Origin of the sequence: Sphingomonas lacusdianchii (genome assembly GCF_022664395.1) — a bacterium.
GTDB classification, from domain to species: Bacteria; Pseudomonadota; Alphaproteobacteria; order Sphingomonadales; family Sphingomonadaceae; genus Sphingomonas; species Sphingomonas lacusdianchii.
Window position 1 is genome coordinate 143,572 of record NZ_JAKRET010000010.1, and the last position, 22,623, is coordinate 166,194.

Consider the following 22,623-nt stretch of genomic DNA (forward strand, 5'->3'; position numbering starts at 1 on the left):
ATTTTAACGGGAAAGTTCCGTAATGTTCATATTGCACCTCGCGCTACAGGGCTGTCTTCGTGCGCGCGAGGTCGAATATGGCGTTACCGCCGACACCGGCGGCCATATCCGCTATCTGCTCGATCTGGTCGCCGCCACCGGCCGGAACGACGCCATTACCCGGACCGAGATCGTCACCCGCGCCTTTCGCGGCGGCCCGCTCGGCGACGGTTACTGGCGCGAGGTGGAAACGATCGACGACACCACCCGGCTGGTTCGCCTGCGCTCGGCCAGCGACGCCTATCTGGCCAAGGAAGCGCTGTGGCAGGAACAGGACAGCCTGATCGACGCGCTCGTCATGCATATCGAGGGGCTCGACCGACGCCCCGACCTGATCCACGCCCATTATGCCGATGCCGGCGCGGTGGCGGCGGCGGTCAAGGCGCGGCTGGGCATCCCCTATCTCTTCACCGCCCATTCGCTGGGTCGGGTCAAGCGTATGGCCTTCGGCACCGACTGCGCCGAGACGCAGGGGCTGGAGCGCCGTATCGATATCGAGGACCGCGCCATCGCCGGTGCCGATGCGATCATCGCCTCGTCGCGCGACGAGGCGGAGGTGCAATATGCCGGCTATCCCAGCTACGATCCCGGCCGCATCCGCATCATCCCGCCGGGCAGCGATCTGGCGATGTTCGCGGGTACCTGCAGCGATGTGATGGTCGATGCGCGGATCGATCGCTTCCTTGCCGATCCGTCCAAGCCGGTGATCCTCGCGCTGGCACGGCCCGTCAGCAAGAAGAACCTTGCCGCCCTGGTCCATGCCTATGGCCGCTGCCCGGCGCTGCAGACCGCCGCCAATCTGGTGATCGTCGCCGGCACGCGCGACGATCCGCGCAGCCTCGAACCTGAACTGGCCGGCAACATGGCCGAACTGTTCGCGCTGATCGACCGTTACGACCTGTACGGATCGGTCGCGATTCCCAAGACCCATGCCCCGCACGAGGTCCCCGCCCTCTATGCCCATGCCCGGGCGCGGCGCGGCATCTTCGTCAATCCGGCACTCAACGAACCCTTCGGCCTGACGCTGCTGGAGGCGGCGGCATCGGGCCTGCCGCTGGTCGCGACCGACAGCGGCGGGCCGAACGACATTATCGAGGGCTGCGGCAACGGCATCCTCGTCGACCCGCGCGATCCGCAGGCGATCGGCCGGGCAATGTTGACCATCCTGTCCGACGACGCGCTGTGGGACCGCTATTCGCGGGCAGGCGCGACCGCCGCCGAACTCTATGACTGGGACGGCCATGTCGCGCGCTATGCCGAACTGGCGCAGGCGGTGATCGCCCCGCCCGCCCCGGTCGCCGAGGCACCGCGCCTGCTGCTGATCTCCGATATCGACAACACGCTGCTCGGGGAAAGCGAAGCGGCACAGGCGTTCAACCTGTGGCATGGCGACCAGCATGACATGATGTTCGGCATCGCCACCGGGCGCAGCCTGCACAGCGCGCTCGCGATCCTCGCCCAGAACCAGGTCGCGCCGCCTGCGGTCATGATCACCTCGGTCGGCTCGGAAATCTATCACCGCGGCCATGGCGGCATCTATGTCCGCGACGACGCATGGACCGCGACGATCGATGCCGGCTGGGATCGGCAGGCGATCGCCGCGCTGCTCGCCACGCAGGGCGATCTGCGTCCGCAAAGCCCGCTCGAACAGCGCAGCCACAAGCTGAGCTATTTTACCGCCGGCGAACCCGACATCGCCCAGCGCATCCGCGACCTGCTCGCCGATGCCGGCTTCGCCGCGTCGGTGATCCACAGCCATGGCCGCTATCTCGACATCCTCCCGCTCGCCGCGTCGAAGGGGACGGCGGTCGACTATGTCCGCCGACGCGCGGGGATGCGCCGCGATCAGGTGATCGTCGCCGGGGACAGCGGCAACGATGTCGAGATGCTGCGCGCCTGCGCCCATGCCATCATCGTCGGCAATTATTCGGACGGCCTCGCCCAGCGTCCCGACCTCGCCCACAGCTATGTCGCGCGGCGCGGCTATGCGTTCGGCATCATGGAGGGGGTCGCGCATTTCCGGGCGCAGCCGCAGCCGGTGCAGCAGCGCCTCTCGGCGTGATCTCGGTCTGTACGCTGGTGCGCGGGCGGACCGCGCATCTCGCCAATTTGTTGTCGGGGCTGGCCCGACAGACGCGCGCGCCCGACGAACTGGTCATCGCCTATATGCAGGACGCCGCCCCCGCCGGCCTGCCCGATCCCGGCGTGCCGGTGCGCGAGGTGTTCGTGCCCGGCGACCCGATGCCGCTGGCGCGGGCGCGCAACGAAGCGGCGGCGGCGGCGCGGGGCGACCGGCTGATCTTCCTCGACGTCGACTGCATTCCCTCGCCCCCGCTGGTCGCGCGCTATGCCACGGTGCTCGACGAACGCCCCGCCTGCTATCTGGGCGAGGTTCGCTATCTGCCGCCCGGCCCGGTCGATCCGGACAGGTCCGTCCGCCACCCGGCCAAGCCGGCCCTGGCCGATAACGAAGTCCGTCCGGTGCCGAGCCATGGCGAGCTATGGGGCCTGTCCTTCGCCCTCCCGCGCAGCGCGTGGGATGCAGCAGGCGGCATGGACACCGGCTATGTCGGCTATGGCGGCGAGGAGACCGACTTCGCCTGGGCGTTGGCGGCGGCTGGTGTGCCGATGGCATGGGTCGGCGGTGCGGTCGCGTGGCATCAGCATCACGCCGTCCACGTCCCGCCGCTGCACCAGTTCGACGCGATCCTGCGCAACGCCACCCGCTTTCGCGCGCGCTGGGGGCGGTGGTGCATGGACTATTGGCTCGGGCAGTTCGCCGAGATGGGACTGATCCGCTGGTCGCCCGATGCCGATGCGATCACGATGCTGCGCCATCCGACTTCAGCCGAAGTTGCCACCAGCCACCGCGCCGACGCACTGTTCAGCTAGGGATCGCCCGGCTTTCCTACAACGAACCGTTCTGGTTACGTTCCACCTCCAACAGGAGGATGATATGGACGCAACCAACCTTATCGAAGACGTCATCGACCGCGAAGGCGGCTATGTCGACCACCCCGCCGATCGTGGCGGCCCGACCCGTTTCGGCATTACCCAGGCCGTCGCCCGCGCCGAAGGCTATGACGGCCCGATCCGGGAACTGCCGCGCAGCTTTGCGGCGACCCTCTACCGCCGTCGCTATTGGCAGGCGCCGGCCTTCGACCGCGTCGCGCTGCGCGCGCCCGCGCTTGCCGCCGAACTGTTCGACACCGGCGTCAACATGGGACCGGCGGTCGCCGCGACCTTTCTGCAACGCGTCCTCAACGCCCTCAACCGCGAGCAACGCGACTGGGCCGATATCGTGGTCGATGGCAACATCGGCGCGAAAACGTTGCATGCCCTCGACGCCCTGCTCGCCACGCGCGGCCCGGCGGCGGAGACGGTTTTGGTCCGCGCGATCAATGCCTTGCAGGGAGAACGCTATCTCCGCCTCGCCGAACTGCGCCCCGCCAACGAAGCCTTTCTCTACGGCTGGCTGGCCCATCGCGCAGGCTGATCCGTGTAACCTTTGTCAACTTCCGACGACAGGAACCATGATGCTCGACACCTTGATCGCGCCGATCGCGGCGCTGCTCGACAAGCTTATCCCCGATCCCAAGGCGCGCGACGCGGCCAAGCTCGAACTGCTCAAACTCGAATCGACCGCCGATCTCGACCGGGTCAAGGCGCAACTCTCGGCGATCGTGGCGGAGGCGCAGTCGACCGACCCCTGGACCTCGCGCGCAAGGCCGGGCTTTCTCTACGTGATGTATGCGCTGCTGCTCTGGGCGATCCCGATGGGGCTGATCTCAGCGGTCCAGCCCGACCTGGCCGCCGGCATCGCCCGTGGCATGACCGCCTATCTGCGCGGCATCCCGGAGGAATTGTACGCGCTCTTCGGCACCGGCTATCTCGGCTACACCGCGGCAAGAGCTTGGGGGAAGGCCAAAGGCGTAGAAAAGTAATTCCTCCCCGCTCCGCGGGGAGGGGGACCATGCGAAGCATGGTGGAGGGGGCGGGCCGCGCAACGCAACGGTTTCGTATGTGGACACCCCCCTCCACCAGCTCCGCTGGTCCCCCTCCTCGTACCGGGGAGGAACTTGCACCCGCCCCGCCCCTCCCCATATCCGCGGCCATGAGCAAAGAGACGGTGTGGCACGGCACCACGATTGTATCCGTGCGTCGCGGCGGTCGCGTGGTGATCGCGGGGGATGGACAGGTTTCGGCCGGACAGACGGTCATGAAACCCAATGCGCGGAAAGTCCGCCCGCTGGGCGATGGCAAGGTCATCGCGGGCTTCGCCGGCGCCACCGCCGACGCCTTCACCCTGTTCGAACGGCTGGAAGGGAAGCTGGAGCGCCATCAGGGCCAGCTGCTGCGCGCCGCGGTCGAACTGGCCAAGGACTGGCGTACCGACAAATTCCTCCGCAATCTGGAAGCGATGCTGATCGTCGCCGACAAGGACGTGACGCTGGTGGTCACCGGCAATGGCGACGTGCTCGAACCGGAGGCCGGCATCGCCGCGATCGGCTCTGGCGGCAATTTCGCCCTCGCCGCCGCCCGCGCCCTTTCCGACTATGAAGGCGACGCCGAAAAGGTCGCGCGGAAGGCGCTCGCCATTGCTGCCGACCTGTGCGTCTACACCAACGATCGCGTCACCCTCGAAGCGCTCGACAGCGCCAGTTGATCGCCGTCACCCCAGCGAAGGCTGGGGTCTCTCCGTTACCGCAAGACCCCAGCCTCCGCTGGGGTGACGTGTTTGCAGGATTGTCATGAACGACCAACTCACTCCCAAGGCGATCGTCGCCGCCCTCGACGCGCACATCATCGGCCAGCAGGACGCCAAGCGCGCCGTCGCGGTAGCCTTGCGCAACCGCTGGCGCCGCCAGCAGCTCTCGCCCGACCTGCGCGACGAGGTTTCCCCGAAGAACATTCTGATGATCGGCCCCACCGGCTGCGGCAAGACCGAGATCAGCCGCCGCCTCGCCAAGCTCGCCGACGCGCCGTTCGTGAAGGTCGAGGCGACCAAGTTCACCGAGGTCGGCTATGTCGGCCGCGACGTCGAACAGATCGCCCGCGACCTCGTCGAGGAAGCGATCCGGCTGGAGCGCGAACGCCGCCGCGTTGCGGTAAAGGACAAGGCCGAGGAAGCGGCGATGGCGCGCCTGCTCGATGCGCTGACCGGCAAGGGCGCCAGCGAAGCCACCCGCGAGGCGTTCCGCCAGCGCTTCAATGACGGCCATCTCGACGACAAGGAGGTCGAGATCGAACTCGACGCTGCGCCACAGATGCCGTTCGAAATCCCCGGCGCCGCGCCGCAGATGATCAACCTGTCCGAAATGATGGGCAAGGCGTTCGGGGGCGGCCAGCAGAAGCGCCGCAAGCTGACCGTCCGTGCCGCATGGGACAAGCTGGTCGAGGAAGAGGCCGACAAGCGTCTCGACCAGGACGAGGTCAGCCGCGCCGCCCTTGCCGATGCCGAGGCGAACGGCATCGTCTTCCTCGACGAGATCGACAAGATCGCGGTCAGCGACGTGCGCGGCGGCAGCGTCAGCCGCGAAGGCGTGCAGCGCGACCTGCTGCCGCTGATCGAGGGCACCACCGTCGCCACCAAATACGGCCCGATGAAGACCGACCATGTCCTGTTCATCGCATCGGGCGCGTTCCATGTGGCGAAGCCCAGCGACCTGCTGCCCGAACTACAGGGCCGCCTGCCGATCCGGGTCGAGTTGAAGGGGCTGACCGAAGCCGATTTCATCGCGATCCTGTCGGATACCAAGGCGTCGCTCCCCGCCCAGTATCGCGCGCTGCTCGGCACCGAATCGGTCGAGGTGACCTTCACCGACGAGGGGCTGGCCGCCATCGCCCGCATCGCGGCGGAGGTGAATGCGGAGGTCGAGAATATCGGCGCCCGCCGCCTGCAGACAGTGATGGAAAAGCTGCTCGAAGAGGTCAGCTTCGATGCCGAGGACCGCGCGGGACAGGCGGTGACGATCGACGCCGCCTATGTCGACAAGCAGTTGGCGAGCATCGCCCGGAACACGGACCTGAGCCGTTACGTGCTGTAAGAGGTTCTCGACAAGCTCGAACTGAACGGGGGTGGTTTGGGTACCCCTAGACTCCCCGTTCGGTTCGAGCAGCTTCGAGCGAGTCGAGAAGCGTCCGTCGAGAACCGGTTCGCTTGGGCCACCCAGGTTCTCGACAAGCTCGAACCAAACGGAATGGACCGGTCTCACCCCACCTTGTCATACGGCACGAAGTCGCCGAACGTGCAGTCGCCCGACGCGATCGGCACGCCGCGATCGACCAGACGGAAACGGTCGTTGCGGCACACATTGGTCCCGTACAGGATCGACACCACGATCTGGTCGTCGCGCAGGAACGGGCAGCGATCGCGCACCTGCGTCCGCCACAGCCGCTTGCCGCTCTGACGATAGATCAGCGAGTCACCGACGATCTGCGGCCCGTCCGTGAACCCAGTCGGCAGGCAGTTTTCGGGCTTGCCCGCGACCCGCCCTTCCAGCGTCTTGGCGAGCAGCCGGTCGCCCTTTTCCTGCATCGCCGCCTGTTGCTGCGGCGTCGCGCACGCTCCCAACAGCAGCGCCGCCGTCCATGCCATTCGCTTCATCGCGCCTCTCCTCTACGGTTAGAACGCATCCTTCGCCGCACGGTGCCGTGCCAGTTCCTCGACGGACCGACTGCGCAGGAACGGATTGGTCGCCAGTTCCGCGCCGATCGTGGTCGGCACCGTCGCCTCGCCCTTCGCGCGCATCGCCTCGACCGCCGCCATCCGCTCGATAATCGCAGCGTTGTCCGGTTCGGCGACCAGCGCATAGCGGCCGTTCGACAGCGTATATTCGTGCCCGCAATAGACCCGCGTGTCCGCCGGCAGTTCGGCATAGCGCCGCATGTTGGCGTACATCTCCGCCGCCGTTCCCTCGAACAGCCGGCCACAGCCCATCGCGAACAGCGTGTCGCCGGTGAACAGCAGCGCGTCGTCGGCAAAGTGGAACGCGATATGCCCGGCGGTATGGCCCGGCACCGACCACACCGTCGCGTGTCGGTCGCCGACCGAAAGCATCGCCCCCTCACCGACACCGCGGTCGAGATCGGCGATCTTCGCCCGCTCCGCCTCCGGCCCGGTCACCTCGGCACCGGTCGCCGCCTTGATCACCGCATTGCCGCCGACATGGTCGGGATGCCAGTGGGTGTTCCAGATCGCGGTGATCGTCCAGCCGCGTGTCCCTGCCGCGTCGAGGAGCGGTTGCCCTTCGCCCGGATCGATCGCCACCGTCTCGCCGCTCGCTTCGTCGTGCAGCAGCCAAGCATAGTTATCGGACAGGACCGGAACGCAGACGACTTCCATCACCACGTCCCCACGTTCGGCATCGATGCCCAGGGTTCGGCGGCGGGCAGCGATCCGTCCTGCAACAGCTCGATCGAGATGCCGTCGGGCGTTTTCACGAACGCCATATGTCCGTCGCGCGGCGGCCGGTTGATCGTCACCCCCGCATCCATCAGCCGCTGGCAGGTCGCGTAGATATCGTCGACGCGGAACGCCAGATGCCCGAAATTGCGCCCGCCGCTATAGGTTTCGGGATCCCAATTATGGGTCAGCTCGACCTCGGCCACCCCCTCCTGCCCCGGCGCGGCGAGGAAGATCAGCGTGAAGCGGCCGCGGTCATTGTCCATGCGCCGAACCTCTTTCAGGCCGAGCATGTCGAAAAAGGCGATGGTCGCATCCGGGTCGCTCACCCGGATCATGGTATGGAGATAGCGGGTCATCGGCGGCTCCCTTGGGTCAAGCCCGGCATATCGGGTCGCCGCCGCATCGCCGCAACCGGGCTCAGGCCGGCGGCAGGGTGTCGAGCGCCGCCGATGCCGCCTTGGCCTGCGGACTGTCGGGGGCAAGCCGCTGCACCGCCTCGAACGCCGCGCGTGCCGCCTTGGTATCGCCCGACAGGCCGGCGATATTGCCCGCCTCCAGCTGCACCGATGGATCATCGGCCGACCGCCGCACCGCTTCGGCAATGTCGGTCCGGGCGCGGGGCAGATCGCTGGTCCGTCGCGCGAGCGTCGCCGAAAGCAGCCATGCCAGCGGATCGGCCGGCGCGTCCTTGAGCGCGCGATCGATATCGCCGCGCGCGCCGGCCAGATCGCCCGCTGCGACCCGCACCCGCGCGCGGTCGAGTTGCGCCTCGCCGCGTGCCAGCCCGGTCAGCGTGCCGCTGGCCAGCGCCGCATCCAGCGCCGTTCCCGCCGCGGCCGTATCGCCATCGGCCAGCCGCGCATTGCCCGCCTGCGCCCAGTAATTGGCGGCGCGGGCATCCTTCGCGACCTCGGCCTCGCGCGCCGCCTGTTCGAACGCCTCGGCCGCCGCACTCCACTTCTGCCGCGTCGCATAGCTCATGCCGAGGCATTGCCGCGCGAGGAACCCGCCCCCGGCCAGTCGCCACTGTCCCGCGATCCGCTCGGCCACGTCGGGTGTCGTCGTCGCCGCATCGACGCACTGGTCGTACCGGGCTTCGGGCGTCGCCCCGGCGGGGAGTTGCGGCCCGGCGGCGGCTTGCAGGGCGAGGAACAGCAGCGGCGATAGCATCAGGGCAACACATCCTCGATGGCGCGCAGGATCAGCGCGATATCGCCGTCGCGCGACAGACGATGGTCGCCATCCTTGACGAGGACAGTCTGCACATCGGCTGAACGAAGCCGCGACGCCAGATGGACGGTGCGTTCCCACGGCACATCGGCATCGCGTTGTCCCTGTACCAGCCGGACGGCCACGTCGATCGGCACCTCGCCATGCATCAACCGGTTCGCTTCGCCCGACGCCCAGAAGGCGCGGGTGAACACCGTCGGGGTATCGGCATAGGGCGACGGCCGCTCGATCCGCCCTTGCGTCAGCATCGCCATCTTCTCTGCTTGCGAAAAGCCCCAGTCGGTGAAATCGGGCGCAGGCGCGATCCCGACCATGCCGACGATCCGCTCCGGCCGCGCCCGGGCGGCAAGCAGCGCGATCCAGCCGCCCATCGACGATCCGACCAGCACCACCGGCCCTTCAATAGCTTCATCGATCATCGCCAGCGCATCGTCGACCCAGCAGGCCAGCGTCTGTTCCTCGAACACGCCGGGGCTTTCGCCGCAGCCGGCATAGTCGAAGCGCAGGAACGCCTGCCCCCGCGCCTTTGCCCAGGCTTCGATGGCCAGTGCCTTGGTCCCGGTCATGTCGGATGCATAGCCGGGCAGGAACAGGATCGTCGGGCCGGTGCCGGGGGTGTGACGATAGGCGAGCGGGCGGGGGTCGGTCATGTCCGCGTCCATGCCACGGGCAGCACCGGGACGAAAGCCGCGCTCAGCGACGTCCGCGCAGATGCTCCCGCACCAGCCGCCCCGATTGGGTCAGGTCGCTTTCCCGCCAGCCCGCCAGCGCCCGTGTCGTCGGCTTCAGGATCGCCGAGGCTTCGTCCTTGTTGGCGACCGACCAGTTGAGATAGCTCACCCCGTTCCTCGCGCACCATTCCCACCATGTCCGCGTCTCGGCGGCGTCGATCGGCGCATCGCCATTGGCGGCGGTGGTCCCATATTCGGTGACGAACAACGCGATCCCCCGGCGCAGCGCCAGATCGGCCTTGGCGCGGAGGTCCGCCTTGTGGGTCGCCGCATAGAAATGCAGCGTATAGGCGATGTTGGCGAAGGGCAGCGGATCGGCGGCCGCTTCGTCGACATCCTGCGACCAGCTGCGCGTACCGGCCACTACGAACGCATCCGGATCGATCGCCCGGATCGCGCCGATGACGCGTATGTGATAGGGTTTGAGCACATTGGCCCAGCCATGTTCGGGCAACGGCTCGTTATACGTCTCGTAGATCAGGTTCGGCACGCCGCGATATTTGCGGGCAGTATGGGTGAAGAAGGCCACCGCATCATCGGCACGCGGCTGATGCGCATGCCAGTCGACCACGACATAGATTCCGCGCGCGATCGCCGCATCGATGACGGTCTCCGCTCGCCTGGTTTCGGCCGCGGGTTGCTTGTCATAGCCACCCGATTGCGCCCCGATCGCCGCCCGCACCGCGCTGACCCGCCAATCTCGCACCAGCCAGTCGATCGTCGTCGCGTCATAATAACGCGGCTGCCACTGGCTCCAGAATAGCGACATGCCTTGTACCGCATAGGGCCTGCCCCGCGCATCGACCACGCGATTGCCCTTGACCGCCAGCCGGCCATGCGCCGCGACCGGCGATCCGGCGGGGGCGCGGGGCGCCGTCCATGCCGCCTGGCCGATCAGCAACGCGACCAGCAACACCCACCAGCGACGCATGGCACCTCTCCCTTTTCTTGCGACAAGGGTGCCGGTCCGTGTCAACGGTGTCAACGCAGCGACCTGCCGCGAATTAGGGCGGCGGCGGCAGGTCCGTTTCGGGCGGCGCTGGCGAATCGGCCAGTTCGCGCGCCTGCCCTTTGCGCCGCCGCAGGTTCTGGCGGAGCGCCTGTGCCAGCCGCGCCTTGCGTTCCTCGTCGTTCATCCGCGCTTTCTACGCTTTTCGCGACCAATCCGACAACAGTCGCTTGACTTCCCGACCAATGCCTGCACATAGGCCCCTCCCGCCGCCGGGGGTTCCCCCCGGCTCGGAGTGCTGCCGTAGCTCAGTGGTAGAGCGCATCCTTGGTAAGGCTGAGGTCGTGAGTTCAATCCTCACCGGCAGCACCATTTTCCCGACCTATCCGCCGTCTGGCGGAACCGAGCCTCGCAAGAGGCTGCCGCGACCGTCATGCCGGCGCCCCGGAATCCCTGCGGCCAGCATAGACCCGCGGTTCGGCCGCGTCCCATAGGGGTAATCCCTAGGAAACTTTACCAGACTATCGGAACTTGGGGTAAAGCCGGCACCCTGCCCGCAGGAGGGCCGTTAAGTGCCGGGGAACCCATCAGATACTGTCGGAACCCCGGAAGCGTCCGCCCGTGACAGCGCGGAGCGGGCGTTGCGGGACGAACGGCTGCTGCTGGCGTCGGTCCTCCAGAACCTGCCCCTTGGCGTCGGCGTCTATGATCGCGACGGCAATCTGACCCACTCCAATCAGGTCCTGCGCGATTATACGCGCCTGAACCAACTGCCTTCGCGCCAGCCCGAAGAGACGCGGCGATGGCGGGGGTATGATACCCGGGGCCGGTTGATCGCTCCGGACGACTATCCCGGTGCGCGCGCGCTGCGCGGCGAACGCGTGATGCCCGGCATCGACTTTCTCCACGAAGGCAGCGACGGGGTGGAGCGCTGGTTGCGCGTCAGCGCGGTGCCGTTTCGCCGCGAAGCCGCCGACAGCCATGAAGCGATCGTCGTCGTGCAGGATATCAACGATCTCAAGCGGGCGGGCGAGCAGATCGAAGCGGCCGCCGCGCGATATGCCAATCAATCGCGGTTTCTGGAGGCGACGCTGTCGTCGATCCCGGACTATGTCTACGCATTCGATGCCGGGCGGCGGTTCGCCTATGTCAATCCCGCCATGCTCGACCTGTTCGGACTGACGGCCGAGGAAATGGTCGGGCGGACGTTCCGCGACCTCGACTATCCGCCGGAGCTGGCACGGCATTTGAACGCCGACATCGATCGCATCTTCCGGGACGCGGTAACCGTCGAGGACGAAGTGTTCTTCGAGAGCCCGACCGGACACGCCGCCTATTTCGACTATCGCTGGGGACCGATCCGTGCCGATGACGGATCGGTCGAACTCGTTGTCGGCGTGTCGCGGGACACCAGTGAGCGCCGGTCGCTGGAGGAGGCGTCGAAGCGCAGCGAGGCGCGGTTGCGGGCGGCGAGCGAGCTGGTCGGCCTCGGTGTCTATGCATGGGATCCGGTAACGGGCGCGCTCGACTGGGACGAACAACTGCGCCGCATGTGGGGGCTGGCACCCGACGATCCGGTCGATACGTCGGTATATGAGGCGGGTATCCATCCGGAGGACCTTCCCCGCGTTCGCGCGGCGACCGCCGCCTGTGTCGATCCGGCGGGCGATGGCCGCTACAAGATCGAGTATCGCGTGATCGGGCGGCATGACGGCGTTACCCGCCATATCGCGACGTCCGGCCGGACCGAATTCAGGGACGGTCGTGCCATCGGGTTCATCGGTGCCGCCATCGATGTGTCCGAGCGACGCCGCAACGAAGCGGCCGTGCGGGCGAGCGAAGCGCAGTTCCGCAGCTTCGCCGATAACAGCAGCAACCTGCTCTGGATCGGCGAAACGGCATCGGGGGCGATCGTCTATCGCAGCGCCGCCTTCGCGCGCATATGGGGCATGCCGCGCGAGGAGGCACCGGACAATCTCGACACCTGGATCGCGGGCGTCCACTCCGATGACCGCGCCGGCGTGCTGCGCGCTTTGGAAAGCGTGAAGGCCGGAGAGGTCACGCAGTTCGAATATCGCATCGTGCGGCCCCACGACGACGGCATCCGTTGGTTGCGGGATACCAGCTTCCCGATCCGCGACGATCAGGGCGCGGTGACCCGCATCGGCGGCATCGTCGAGGACCTGACCCGGGAGGACAGCCGCCAGGTCTATATCGTCAGCACGCGCGAGGCCGAGGCGCGCCGTCTGGCGGGTCTGGTCCGCATGGGTGGCGCGCATGCCCGCATCTTCGACAGCCCCCCCGCCTTTCTCGACATCGCACCGGTGCTGGCGGCGGGTTGCGTCCTTGTCGACCTTCGCCGGGAACGGGATGCCGGCCTGTCGATCCCGCGCGAACTGAAGGCACGGTCGATCGCACTGCTGACCATCGCACTCGACGATGCCACTGCCGGAACCGACGCCGCCGTCGCCGCGATGAAGGCCGGGGCGATCGACTTCCTCCTGCTGGGCGACGACGCCGTGTTGCGCGACAAGCTGGGTACGATCCTTGCGGAATGCTTTGCGTCGGTACGGCCCGCGACGCGTAACGAGGAAGCCAGCGCGCATATCGCCCGACTGACGCCGCGGGAGCGCGACGTGCTGGTCGGCCTGGTCGATGGCGGCACCAACAAGATCATCGCGCAGCAACTGGGCATCAGCCCGCGCACCGTCGAACTGCATCGATCCCAGGTCATGAGCAAATTGGGCGCCGGCAGCCTGACCGAACTGGGTCAGATCGCCCTTGCCGCCGGTATCGCGCCCTCCGGCGCCAGCGGAAAGACGCGGAAGCATCCTTAGGAATTTTCCGGATGCCGCCACGGCGGGCCATCGGGAAAGATGCACCTACCAGGTCGAGGGCAACACCGGTGTCGCGCGTGGACGCCAGCCGTTCCTGAACATCCGGCCATGCTCCCGCATCGGTTTCTCGGGAGGCTCGACAGACACGGAGGTTGATCCTGATGATCCGCACGCACGCGTCCCATTCGACGGGCTTCGACCTTTCCGGGACCAGCGACGACCTGTTGCTGCGCGAGACCTATCATCGATCCAGTAACGATATGCAGCTCGTCGTCAGCCTGTTGTCGCTGCAAAGCCGGCGTGCCACGAATGCGGAAGCCCGCGATGCGCTGGCGGACGCCATGGCCCGGGTCGCCATTCTGGCGCATGCCCGGGCCGATCTGAACGAACGGCGTCCGACCAGCCTGCGGCGTGCGCTCGAACAGGTATGCGAGGCGCTGGTCAGCCAGACCGAACCGCGTTCGATCCTCATCTCGCTGCACACCGAATATGACGTGCAGGGGCTCGGTCCACACCATGTCGCCGCGCTCGCGCTGGTCGTCAACGAACTGGCAACGAACGCGATCAAACACGCTTTCCACGACGGATTGGCGGGTCACATCCGCATATCGATCCGTCGCCATGGAGATCGACACGCGGCCATCCTCATCGAAGACGACGGCATGCCCTTTCCCGCGGCGGACAACGCGAAGAAGGCCGGCATGGGCTTGTCGCTGGTCAGGCGGCTGGTCGCATCGGCCGACGGCGTGCTGATCCAGCATGCGCCAGCGTCGAAACGCTTCGAAATACGGATAGCCGTGCCGGACGCGTCCTCCATGTGATCCGCGGACCGGTCCGCCGGCTTGTACCGGCGCGACCGATGGGAACAAGCCGATGGAAGGGTGCCGTCATGCGATCCCGTCGTCCGGAAATGCCCGCAACCGGAGTGCGACGCGCGTTCCCCTGTCATCGGTACGCTCGACCCAGATCTGGCCGCCATGCGCCTCGATGATCGTCCGGCAGATGGTCAGACCGACGCCGAGGCCATCGACCTTGCTGCTGCCGAACGCCGTGAACACCGTCTGCACCCGGTCGGGCGGAATGCCGCACCCCGTGTCCGTGACGTCGATACGAACCCCGGTGTCGCTGCGCATGGTCGACAGCGACAGGATCCGCTCGTCGCTGTCCTCCATCGCCTCCACCGCGTTCCGGATCAGGTTCACGAGCACCTGCTGCAATTGCACCGCGTCGCCCCGCGCAATCCCTTCCCGCAGCCCCAGGCGGACCGTCACGCCGGACAGTGCGGGATTGGGCAGCGCCAGCGCCAGCGCGTCGTCGATCAGTTCGCGAAGCGGCACCGGCTGGACCTGCGTTTCGCCATGGGCGACCATGCGACGGATCCGGCGGACGATCTCGCCGCTGCGTGCCACCTCCGCCGCCGCCAGTTCGAGCGCCTCGCGCGCCTCCGACAGCGCCTCCGGCTCCTCGCGAAGCATCAGCCGCCGCGCGCCGGCGATGAAGTTGCCGACGCTGGCCAGCGGCTGGTTGATCTCATGGGCCAGCGCCGAGGCGATCGTGCCCATCGCGCTCACCCGCGAGACATGGATCAATTCGCTTTGAAGCTGCATCACCCGCTTCTGCGCCTTCATCCGCTCGCTCAGGTCGGACATCGCCCCGATGACCCGCACCGGAACGCCCTGTTCGTCGCGCACCAGAAAGCCGCGATCGAATACCGAATGATAGCTGCCGTCGGCGTGGCGAAAGCCATATTCGCACTGCCACGTGCTGATCTCTTCGTTGATGAACCGCTCGATGCTGCCGACCACGCGCTCGCGATCCGTCGGCGCGATCCGGGATTTCCACCATTCGATACTATGGTCCGGCTTCTCCCCCGAAAGCTGCTCGATCGCCTCGTTCCAGGTAAGTTCGTCGTGGAGCAGATCCCAGTCCCAGATCGCCTCGTTGGTCGCCCGCGCGGCAAGGCGATACCGTTCCTCGCTCTGGCGGATCCGTGCCTCGGCCCTGTGCCGTTCCGTCATGTCGCGGGAGATGCCGATCACGCCGCGCATCTCGCCCGCGGCAATCCAGGGAACCTTGATCGTCTGGAACACCCTGTGCTCGCCACGAACCGGGATGGTCTCCTCGATCGTGCAGGGCTTGCCACTCTCGATGACGATTCGGTCCGCCACTTCATAGCCATCGGCGAGGTCGGGGGCATAGACGTCATGCACCGTCCGCCCGAGCAGATCGGGGGATACGTCGTTCAGGGCACGATTCACCTGAATGAAGCGGCCCGCCATGTCCTTCACGAAGATCAGGTCCGCCGCGCTGTCGATGATGGTCTTGAGCAACGTGCCGGCGGCCGGCTCCTCACCGCTTTGGCCACCGCGTCGCCGGCTCGTGATGTCGCGCAGGAGCAGCACGAAATGTTCGCCCATCGAAACAGCGCGGACCTCGTACCAGTTCTCCAGAAGCGGGATGCTGGTTTCGAACCGCTGGCCCCGCTCGACGTCGCGCAACCGTTCGCAGACATGACGGATCGCCTCCCACTCCTCGCCAAGCGCCGCATCGTCCAGCCTGCGCCCCGGCAACCCGAGCGCGCCGAATTCGCGCATCGCCGACGCGTTGAGATGGGCGAACGTCGCATCCGGCCCCACCACCAGCGCGGGATCGTCGACGATGGAAAGGAGATCGCGCACGCACTTGTCGATCAAGGGGGGCATCCTCCACGGAACCGGCTTCCGGGTAGAGCAGCGAACTCCCTGTCGTTCCACATAAATGTCCGCAGCATACGCATTGCCCGGGACAGGCAGGCGCATTTGCGATAGATCAACGGGGGGTGGTCGGGAAAAATGATCCGGTCGGTGTACATCGTCGATGATGACGCGTCGATCCGACGATCCACCGCCTTTCTGGTCAAGAGCGCCGGATATCAGCCGCGCGCGTTCACATCGGCGTCGGATTTCCTGCGGGAGGCTCCGACGCTTCTGCCCGGCGTGCTCCTGCTCGACGTGCGCATGCCGGAGATGGACGGGTTCGCGTTGCTGGACGATCTGCCGGCGTCGCTCGGTGCGCTGTTCCCGATCGTCATGATTACGGGACATGGCGATCTTGCCACCGCCGTGCAGGCGATCCGGCACGGTGTCCGCGATTTCCTCGAAAAGCCATATGAGGACGACGACCTGCTCGGCATCGTGGCGCGCCTCTGGGACGATCTCGACGGACATCTGTCTCACATCGAACAGCGGAGCGCAGCGCTGCGGCTGACCGGCAAGCTGACCGAACGGGAACGCGAGGTGCTGATCCTGTTGGCGCAGGGCAGGCCCAACAAGCTGGTGGCGCATGCGCTCGATCTGAGCATTCGCACCGTCGAGATGCACCGCGCGCAGATGCTGGAGCGACTTGGGGTGCGGACCCTGCCGGAAGCGACCCGATTGGCGTTGGCCGCAGGGCTGCTGGAATAAGGTCCGACGACCGACGGGCGGGTCGGCACCCGACCGGCCTATCGGTCTCCGCCCCCGTGCCCTACGGTACGCTGTGGTGCGTAAGCAACCTCCCGTTCCGCTGTTTGCCTGCGTATGATGCCGTCGTTGAAAGGCGCGAGATCGACGAAAATGCTTGCGAGTTGGATGTACGTCAGCCGGGCCACCTTCCCCGCATCGGACGCAAACGCCGTTATCGAACCGATCGCGCGCGTCTCCATGCGCCGCAACGCCGATCTGGAAGTGACCGGCGCGCTGATCTTCGCCGTGCAACACTTCGCACAATATATCGAAGGGCCGCCGGCGGCGGTGGATTTTCTGCGCACGGCGATCGAACGCGATGGTCGTCACCGCTCGCTCCATACCGTCCTCGACGATCGACCCGAATGCCGCAGGTTCGGCGGATGGCGGATCGCATATCGTGGCCTTGCGACCTATGTCGAGAAAACGATCGTCTCCGTACAGGGGCAGCCGACGGCCGAAACCGGGGATGCCGCGGCCCGGTTGCTGCGGCTGTTCCGCGAATTTTCGCTGCCCGACGCCCGGTAGGACTCCGAAGGGGGCGATTGCTGCCGGGGCAGAGGGTTAAGGTTTTTCTGCTGCGATCCCCGTAGTTTCCGCAGCTTGTCCGTTCCCGCCACATGCCGGCAGATACCGCCAGGGGTTAGCGGAGGAACATATGGCTCAGGCGGGCAATCCATCGGGGGGAAACGATTGTCACATCGGACACCCTCCGATGCGCTTCTCGCACGACCTTTGCGCCGAGCCCGAATTCGATCACTTCGCCAGCCTTGCCGCCACGATCTGCGGGACGCCGACGGCGGCGGTGACGCTGATCGCCGGAGACACGCAGTGGATCAAGGGCGCGGTGGGGATCGGCCGCGAGGAGATGCCGGCCGATCGCTCCTTCTGCCTCCATACGGTCCGGGCCAATCGGTTCCTGTCGATCGGGGATGCCACGATCGACGATCGGTTTCGTGACAATCCGCTGGTGACCGGACCGGAGCAGATCCGGTTCTACGCCCGCATGCCGCTGGTCATCGACCACGAACCCGTCGGCGCACTCTGCGTCATCGATACGAAGGCCCGCGGCGAGGGACTGAAACCCGAACAGCGCCAGGCGCTCGAAATGCTGGCCGCACAGGCGAGCCTGCAATTGCAGCTGCGTCGCGCGGTGGCCGAGCGCGACGGCGCCGTCCGCGAACTCAACGCCGTCGTGGGCCAGCTCAGCTGGGCGGCAACGCACGATCATCTGACCGGCGTCGGCAACCGTGCGATGCTTCGCCGGACGCTGGACGGCCGGGTGGGAAAGGATGCGGCTCCGTTCGGCCTGCTCGCGATCGACGTCGATCATTTCAAACAGATCAACGATTCGTTCGGCCATCAGGCAGGCGACGAGCTGCTCAGGGAGATTGCGCGCCGCCTGACCATGGCGCTGCGCCTCGAGGACATCGTCATCCGCCTCGGCGGCGACGAGTTTGCGATCGTGCTCGACCGGCTGGCGGACGATGCAGCGCTGGCGGAGTTGGCCGAGCGGCTGCTGGCGGCCATGCGCCCGCCCTTCGTCTACGAAGGACAGGCGCTCGAATGCCGGATCACCATCGGCGGGGCGCGGTGGCCGTTCCATTCGTCCCGCGCGGACGATGTCGTCCGCTACGCCGATGCGGCGCTGTACGACGCGAAATCGCGGGGGCGCGGCATCTTCGCGCTGTTCGAACAGGAAATGCTCGCCACGCAGGCGCAGCGGCGGCTTGAGATCGATCGTGCCCGTCACGCGCTGGCCGCCGGGCAAGTGGTGCCGTTCTACCAGCCGAAGGTCGATCTGCAGCATGGTACCATCCTGGGGTTGGAGGCCCTGCTCCGCATCGTCGCGCCCGGATGTCCCGCGATCATGCCGCACGCCATCGCCGCCGCCTTCGACGAGGCCGAGATCGCGCAGGCGATCGGCCACAGCATGTTGACGCAGGTGTTGCAGGACATGCGCGCGTGGTTCGACGCCGGGCTGCACTTCGGACGCGTTGCCATCAACGTCTCCGCGACCGAGATCGGCGACCCCAATTACGCCGGCCGTCTTATCGCCGCGTTGGCGCAACATGGCATTGCGCCGGCGATGCTCGAGCTCGAAATCCTCGAAAACGTGCTGCTCGACCAGCGCTCGGCGGCGGTTCTTGCCAGTGTCCGCACGCTGTCGGACGCGGGTGTGCGCATCGCCTTCGACGATTTCGGCACCGGCTATGTGGCGCTTGCGCACCTGCCCAGTTTCCCGGTCGATACGATCAAGATCGATCAGTTGTTCGTGCGCGAACTCGACAACGGCGCCAACCAGGCGATCGTCCGGGCGCTGCTCGCACTGGCCGCCGAACTCGGCCTCGAAGCGATCGCCGAAGGGGTCGAGACCCCGCAACAGGCCGCGCAGCTGCGCGCGCTGGGCTGTACCGTGGCGCAGGGCTTTCTGTTCAGCAAGGCGATGCCGGCCAGCGACGTCGCGAGCAAGCTGTCGCGAAAGCCACGAACGGCGCATCGGCCCCATGCCCGGCCGGTCACCGAACCGCGCCTTCCGTCGTGTCGGGCAGCATAATCAATCGGGAGTGGGATGTGATGGACGCCGCAGGCCTAGCCCGATCGGTGATCGATGCGATCTTACCGGCGCGTTTTCGTCCGCAACCCCCGATGCCCGCGCCGGTCGAACGGCGCGCCGCGGCCCGAAAGGAGGCCGCGCTCTCCGCCAGCGTGGTCACCGGCGGGCGGACCCATCGCGGGCAGATCCGCAACATCTCCACGACGGGCCTGACATTGGTGTTCGATTCGCCACCGCAATTGTTCAAGGGTGCGCATCTTCTGGTGTGTGCCGGGGCGCTCACGCCGTTCACCGGCTCGGTCCGCTGGATTGCCGGTCGCGAATGCGGCATGGTGTTCAACAGCGCGTTGGCCGAAGAGGTCGTCGACGATACGTCGGCGTTGTTCGACCCCGGCAAGCGCGTCCGTCCCGGTCGTGCGAAAATCCATCTGGTGGCCGCCGTCAGCGGGCCCGGCCTCGAACGAAGGGTAACGATCGAGAATATCGGGTCCGGCGGCGCCCAGCTCGCAACGGGATTGTCGCTTCCGGTCGACACGGGGGTGATGATCCATATCGACGGCATGCTGCCGATCGGAGGCCATGTCCGCTGGAGCCATGCCGGTCGCTGCGGCGTGATGTTCAACAAGCTGCTGCCCGTCGCGGCGGGGGAGGAAATTGCCCGACGCTGCGCCGTGCATTCCTCCTGGCTCGACGAACTCCGCGAGGCGCATGCCGCCATCGTCGATGAGCAGGCGGGGTCGGCGCGGACAGATCGGCGCCTTGGCCTCATGATCGCGGACAAATGACGCCGCAGTGACAGGCCGTCGTGGAACGGCGATAGCAATACACGCCGTCCGGCATACCGGCGGCAAGGGATTGGATGAACGGAAGTGATGGTCGGAACCCACGACTGGATATTGGTGGCGATGTCGGTGCTGATCGCCACCGTCGCGAGCTATACGGCGCTGGATCTTTCCGGCCGGGTGCGGGCATCGACCGGACAGGCGCGACATATCTGGCTGGTGACGGCGGCGATCGCCATGGGCGGCGGCATCTGGGCGATGCATTTCGTCGCCATGCTTGCCTATGGCATGCCCGGAATGGCGGTTAGCTACGACGTGGCGCTGACATTGCTGTCGCTGGCCGTGCCGATCGTCGGAACCGGCATCAGTTTTGCCGTCATGAACCGATCGGGCGCGGCGATCGGATCGCTCGCCGCGGCGGGTCCGATCATGGGATTGGGCGTGGTGGCCATGCACTATATCGGCATGGCGGCGATGCGCATGCCCGCCACGCTGCACTACGACCTTCGCTGGGTGGCGGTGTCGGTGTTGTTCGCGGTCGGCGCGGCGACGACCGCCCTGTTCCTTGCGAGCAGGAACAACGACATCCGACAGCGATCGGGCGCGGCCGCGGTGATGGGCGTGGCGATCGCAGGGATGCATTTCAGCGGGATGCGTGCCGCGTCGTTTGCCGTATCGAGCGACACCGACCTGTCGGCCGGCCATAGCGGGCTGTCGCAGACGACGCTCGCCCTGACCGTATCGGCCGCGGCGCTGCTGATCCTGTTCCTCGCGCTGGTCGCGGCGATGTTCGATCGCCGGTTCGCCGAGATGGCGGCCCGCGAGGCACGGGCGTTGAAACGAAGCGAGGGGCGGCTGCGCGCCCTCTACCGCGGCACGCCGCTTCCGCTACATTCGCTCGATGCGGCGGGACGCATTGAGCATGTCAGCGATACGTGGCTGCAGTTGACGGGCTATGACCGCGAAGAGGTCATCGGGCGACCCCTTGTCGATTTCCTCACCGAAGGATCGGCGCGGCAGGCCCGCAAACGGGATCGTGTCGCGCTGATGCGCAACGGCGCCCTGATCGACCGCGAGTACCGGATCCAGACCAGGACCGGTGACGTCCGCGACGTCGTGGCCTCGGCCCGCCTCGAATTCGATGCCGAGGGCAAGTTCCAGCACGTGCTCGGCGGATTGACGGACGTCACCGAGCGCAAGCGGGCGGAGGAAGCGCTGCGGCAAGCGCAGAAGATCGAGGCGATCGGCCATCTGACCGGCGGGATCGCCCATGACTTCAACAACCTGCTTGCCATCATTCTCGGCAATCTCGACCTGCTGAGCCGACAGGTCGAGGAAGGATCGCGCGCCCAACGCCTGGTGGCGAATGCGCGTCAGGGCGCGGAACGCGGCGCGTCTCTGACGCAACGCCTGCTGGCGTTCGCCCGGCGTCAGGATCTGCGACCGGAGAGCGTGGACGTGCCGGGGCTGGTGGCCGGGCTGTCGGAGATGCTGGAGCGCTCGCTCGGCCCCCGAATCCAGATCCAGACCCGGTTCCCCGCCAGCCTGCCGTGCGCGCATGTCGATGCGCACCAGCTGGAACTCGCCATCCTGAACATGGCGGTGAATGCGCGCGACGCAATGCCGGAGGGGGGGATGCTGACGATCGCTGCCGCCCTCGACAGCGCCCCGCCGGGACAGGCCGAGGACGGCAAGGGCTTCGTCCGGCTGGAGATACGCGACACCGGCATCGGCATGGACGGACCTACGCTCGCGCGGGCAAGCGAACCCTTTTTCACGACCAAGGGCATCGGGAAAGGCACCGGTCTCGGCCTCAGCATGGTTCAGGGGCTTGCGGCGCAATCGGGCGGCCAGTTGAACATCGACAGCACGCCCGGCATCGGCACTACGATCCAGTTGTGGCTGCCCGTCGCCATGGTCGAACGGGCCGTCGCACCGGATGCGTCGCACGATGCGTTCACCGAATTGCCGCCCCTGTCGATTCTTGCGGTTGATGACGATGAACTCGTCCTCCACAACACGGCGGCGATGCTCGAGGAACTGGGGCATCACGTCGTCACCGCACCCGGCGGCGGCGAGGCGTTGCACCGGTTGCGGCAGATGCCGCGGGTCGACATCCTCGTCACCGATCAGCTCATGCCCAACATGACCGGCGTCCAGCTTGCCATCGCCGCAACCGATGCGGTGCCCGGCCTTCCGGTTCTGCTCGTCAGCGGATTTGCCGAACTCAAGGCGCAGGAGGCGGAGCGCTTCGCCTTCCTGCACAAGCCCTTCGATCGCGTGGACCTGTCGCAGGCCATTGCGCGAACGATCGCCCGAGCGAAAACGACGGGTGCGAGCGATAGCGTCCCGTCACCCGTTGCCGGCATCGAGGGCGACGCGCTGCGGATCCTGCCCGACTGACCCTTGCCGATCATCGGCTTCTACAGCATGGGAAGCCGCGATGGCCGCCGGCCGAGCGGGAAGGCCGCATCGATCTGCGCGAGTTCGGTCTGGGTCAGTTGCAGCGCGGCGACGGCGGTGGGCCGGTCCGCGTCGTCGATATACCGGCTTCCCTGACCGATCGCTGCGACCGACCGCTGGTCGGAACGAACGGACGTCGTTGGAC

At 66.9% G+C, this 22,623-nt stretch carries 21 protein-coding genes and 1 tRNA gene; 14 read left to right on the top strand and 8 right to left on the bottom strand.

What is annotated here, in order from left to right; translation table 11 throughout:
* Nucleotides 1–22: 22 nt before the first annotated feature.
* The 6 genes from MF607_RS14475 (at nt 23) to hslU (ending at nt 6,086) form a co-directional block, all read left to right on the top strand.
* A complete protein-coding gene (locus MF607_RS14475) occupies nt 23–2,101 on the top strand; it encodes an HAD-IIB family hydrolase (RefSeq protein ID WP_242120019.1) in 2,079 nt (692 codons plus the stop codon).
* Nucleotides 2,098–2,931: a glycosyltransferase family 2 protein gene (locus MF607_RS14480; RefSeq protein ID WP_242120022.1), complete on the top strand. Its 834-nt coding sequence runs from the start codon at nt 2,098–2,100 to the stop codon at nt 2,929–2,931. Before MF607_RS14475 ends, MF607_RS14480 begins: the two co-directional genes overlap by 4 nt.
* Before the next feature lie 64 nt (nt 2,932–2,995).
* Complete coding sequence (locus MF607_RS14485) at nt 2,996–3,535, top strand: glycoside hydrolase family 108 protein (protein WP_242120023.1); 540 nt, start codon at nt 2,996–2,998, stop codon at nt 3,533–3,535.
* A gap of 37 nt (nt 3,536–3,572) precedes the next feature.
* On the top strand, nt 3,573–3,983 hold the full coding sequence (locus MF607_RS14490) for a holin family protein (protein ID WP_242120024.1): 411 nt from the start codon (nt 3,573–3,575) through the stop codon (nt 3,981–3,983).
* Nucleotides 3,984–4,153: 170 nt separating this feature from the next.
* Complete coding sequence (gene hslV, locus MF607_RS14495) at nt 4,154–4,705, top strand: ATP-dependent protease subunit HslV (RefSeq protein WP_242120025.1); 552 nt, start codon at nt 4,154–4,156, stop codon at nt 4,703–4,705.
* 85 nt (nt 4,706–4,790) lie between these two features.
* A complete protein-coding gene (hslU, locus tag MF607_RS14500; protein ID WP_242120028.1) occupies nt 4,791–6,086 on the top strand; it encodes an ATP-dependent protease ATPase subunit HslU in 1,296 nt (431 codons plus the stop codon).
* A gap of 164 nt (nt 6,087–6,250) precedes the next feature.
* On the opposite strand, the gene MF607_RS14505 is transcribed toward hslU, so the two are convergent.
* From MF607_RS14505 to MF607_RS22730, 7 genes are all read right to left on the bottom strand, one after another.
* Nucleotides 6,251–6,646: a hypothetical protein gene (locus MF607_RS14505; RefSeq protein ID WP_242120030.1), complete on the bottom strand. Its 396-nt coding sequence runs from the start codon at nt 6,644–6,646 to the stop codon at nt 6,251–6,253.
* Nucleotides 6,647–6,664: 18 nt separating this feature from the next.
* Nucleotides 6,665–7,387 (bottom strand): hydroxyacylglutathione hydrolase, encoded by a 723-nt coding sequence (gene gloB, locus MF607_RS14510; RefSeq protein WP_242120080.1) that lies wholly within the window; start codon nt 7,385–7,387, stop codon nt 6,665–6,667.
* The gene (locus MF607_RS14515) at nt 7,384–7,803 is read right to left on the bottom strand and encodes a VOC family protein (protein WP_242120032.1); all 420 of its coding nucleotides are present in this window, start codon (nt 7,801–7,803) and stop codon (nt 7,384–7,386) included. The genes gloB and MF607_RS14515 overlap by 4 nt, the downstream gene beginning before the upstream one ends.
* 61 nt (nt 7,804–7,864) lie before the next feature.
* A complete protein-coding gene (locus MF607_RS14520; RefSeq protein WP_242120034.1) occupies nt 7,865–8,617 on the bottom strand; it encodes a tetratricopeptide repeat protein in 753 nt (250 codons plus the stop codon).
* Nucleotides 8,617–9,327: an alpha/beta hydrolase gene (locus MF607_RS14525; RefSeq protein ID WP_242120036.1), complete on the bottom strand. Its 711-nt coding sequence runs from the start codon at nt 9,325–9,327 to the stop codon at nt 8,617–8,619. The genes MF607_RS14520 and MF607_RS14525 overlap by 1 nt, the downstream gene beginning before the upstream one ends.
* 43 nt (nt 9,328–9,370) lie before the next feature.
* Nucleotides 9,371–10,339 carry a glycoside hydrolase family 5 protein gene (locus MF607_RS14530; protein ID WP_242120039.1) on the bottom strand — a complete coding sequence of 323 codons (969 nt, stop codon included), beginning with the start codon at nt 10,337–10,339 and terminating at the stop codon, nt 9,371–9,373.
* Nucleotides 10,340–10,412: 73 nt separating this feature from the next.
* On the bottom strand, nt 10,413–10,544 hold the full coding sequence (locus MF607_RS22730) for a hypothetical protein (RefSeq protein WP_277925916.1): 132 nt from the start codon (nt 10,542–10,544) through the stop codon (nt 10,413–10,415).
* Between the two features lie 110 nt (nt 10,545–10,654).
* Here MF607_RS22730 and MF607_RS14535 point away from each other — a divergent pair.
* From MF607_RS14535 to MF607_RS14545, 3 genes are all read left to right on the top strand, one after another.
* A tRNA-Thr gene (locus MF607_RS14535) sits at nt 10,655–10,729 on the top strand.
* 269 nt (nt 10,730–10,998) lie between these two features.
* Complete coding sequence (locus tag MF607_RS14540; RefSeq protein WP_242120042.1) at nt 10,999–13,194, top strand: PAS domain S-box protein; 2,196 nt, start codon at nt 10,999–11,001, stop codon at nt 13,192–13,194.
* 161 nt (nt 13,195–13,355) lie between these two features.
* Entirely contained in the window at nt 13,356–14,015 is a 660-nt protein-coding gene (locus MF607_RS14545; protein ID WP_242120044.1) for a sensor histidine kinase, read from the top strand.
* A 66-nt stretch (nt 14,016–14,081) separates the two neighbouring features.
* On the opposite strand, the gene MF607_RS14550 is transcribed toward MF607_RS14545, so the two are convergent.
* Nucleotides 14,082–15,887, bottom strand: a complete 1,806-nt coding sequence (locus MF607_RS14550; RefSeq protein ID WP_242120046.1) for a PAS domain S-box protein — start codon at nt 15,885–15,887, stop codon at nt 14,082–14,084.
* 138 nt (nt 15,888–16,025) lie between these two features.
* Here MF607_RS14550 and MF607_RS14555 point away from each other — a divergent pair, with 138 nt between their 5' ends.
* The 5 genes from MF607_RS14555 (at nt 16,026) to MF607_RS14575 (ending at nt 22,418) form a co-directional block, all read left to right on the top strand.
* Nucleotides 16,026–16,637, top strand: coding sequence for a response regulator transcription factor (locus MF607_RS14555; RefSeq protein ID WP_242120048.1), 612 nt, complete (start codon nt 16,026–16,028; stop codon nt 16,635–16,637).
* A 165-nt stretch (nt 16,638–16,802) separates the two neighbouring features.
* Nucleotides 16,803–17,204: a BLUF domain-containing protein gene (locus MF607_RS14560; RefSeq protein WP_242120082.1), complete on the top strand. Its 402-nt coding sequence runs from the start codon at nt 16,803–16,805 to the stop codon at nt 17,202–17,204.
* 187 nt (nt 17,205–17,391) lie between these two features.
* A complete protein-coding gene (locus MF607_RS14565; protein WP_242120051.1) occupies nt 17,392–19,233 on the top strand; it encodes a putative bifunctional diguanylate cyclase/phosphodiesterase in 1,842 nt (613 codons plus the stop codon).
* Nucleotides 19,234–19,253: 20 nt separating this feature from the next.
* Nucleotides 19,254–20,018: a PilZ domain-containing protein gene (locus MF607_RS14570; RefSeq protein ID WP_242120085.1), complete on the top strand. Its 765-nt coding sequence runs from the start codon at nt 19,254–19,256 to the stop codon at nt 20,016–20,018.
* 87 nt (nt 20,019–20,105) lie between these two features.
* Nucleotides 20,106–22,418 (top strand): MHYT domain-containing protein, encoded by a 2,313-nt coding sequence (locus tag MF607_RS14575; RefSeq protein ID WP_242120087.1) that lies wholly within the window; start codon nt 20,106–20,108, stop codon nt 22,416–22,418.
* Nucleotides 22,419–22,623: the final 205 nt, after the last annotated feature.

Bases quoted from the DNA above. Each gene is read 5' to 3' on its own strand.
- MF607_RS14475 (WP_242120019.1), top strand. From the start codon at position 23: ATGTTCATATTGCACCTCGCGCTACAGGGCTGTCTTCGTGCGCGCGAG.
- MF607_RS14485 (WP_242120023.1), top strand. From the start codon at position 2,996: ATGGACGCAACCAACCTTATCGAAGACGTCATCGACCGCGAAGGCGGC.
- MF607_RS14490 (WP_242120024.1), top strand. From the start codon at position 3,573: ATGATGCTCGACACCTTGATCGCGCCGATCGCGGCGCTGCTCGACAAG.
- hslV (WP_242120025.1), top strand. From the start codon at position 4,154: ATGAGCAAAGAGACGGTGTGGCACGGCACCACGATTGTATCCGTGCGT.
- hslU (WP_242120028.1), top strand. From the start codon at position 4,791: ATGAACGACCAACTCACTCCCAAGGCGATCGTCGCCGCCCTCGACGCG.
- MF607_RS14505 (WP_242120030.1), bottom strand. From the start codon at position 6,646: ATGAAGCGAATGGCATGGACGGCGGCGCTGCTGTTGGGAGCGTGCGCG.
- MF607_RS14515 (WP_242120032.1), bottom strand. From the start codon at position 7,803: ATGACCCGCTATCTCCATACCATGATCCGGGTGAGCGACCCGGATGCG.
- MF607_RS14520 (WP_242120034.1), bottom strand. From the start codon at position 8,617: ATGCTATCGCCGCTGCTGTTCCTCGCCCTGCAAGCCGCCGCCGGGCCG.
- MF607_RS14525 (WP_242120036.1), bottom strand. From the start codon at position 9,327: ATGACCGACCCCCGCCCGCTCGCCTATCGTCACACCCCCGGCACCGGC.
- MF607_RS14530 (WP_242120039.1), bottom strand. From the start codon at position 10,339: ATGCGTCGCTGGTGGGTGTTGCTGGTCGCGTTGCTGATCGGCCAGGCG.
- MF607_RS22730 (WP_277925916.1), bottom strand. From the start codon at position 10,544: ATGAACGACGAGGAACGCAAGGCGCGGCTGGCACAGGCGCTCCGCCAG.
- MF607_RS14545 (WP_242120044.1), top strand. From the start codon at position 13,356: ATGATCCGCACGCACGCGTCCCATTCGACGGGCTTCGACCTTTCCGGG.
- MF607_RS14555 (WP_242120048.1), top strand. From the start codon at position 16,026: ATGATCCGGTCGGTGTACATCGTCGATGATGACGCGTCGATCCGACGA.
- MF607_RS14560 (WP_242120082.1), top strand. From the start codon at position 16,803: ATGTACGTCAGCCGGGCCACCTTCCCCGCATCGGACGCAAACGCCGTT.
- MF607_RS14565 (WP_242120051.1), top strand. From the start codon at position 17,392: ATGCGCTTCTCGCACGACCTTTGCGCCGAGCCCGAATTCGATCACTTC.
- MF607_RS14570 (WP_242120085.1), top strand. From the start codon at position 19,254: ATGGACGCCGCAGGCCTAGCCCGATCGGTGATCGATGCGATCTTACCG.
- MF607_RS14575 (WP_242120087.1), top strand. From the start codon at position 20,106: ATGGTCGGAACCCACGACTGGATATTGGTGGCGATGTCGGTGCTGATC.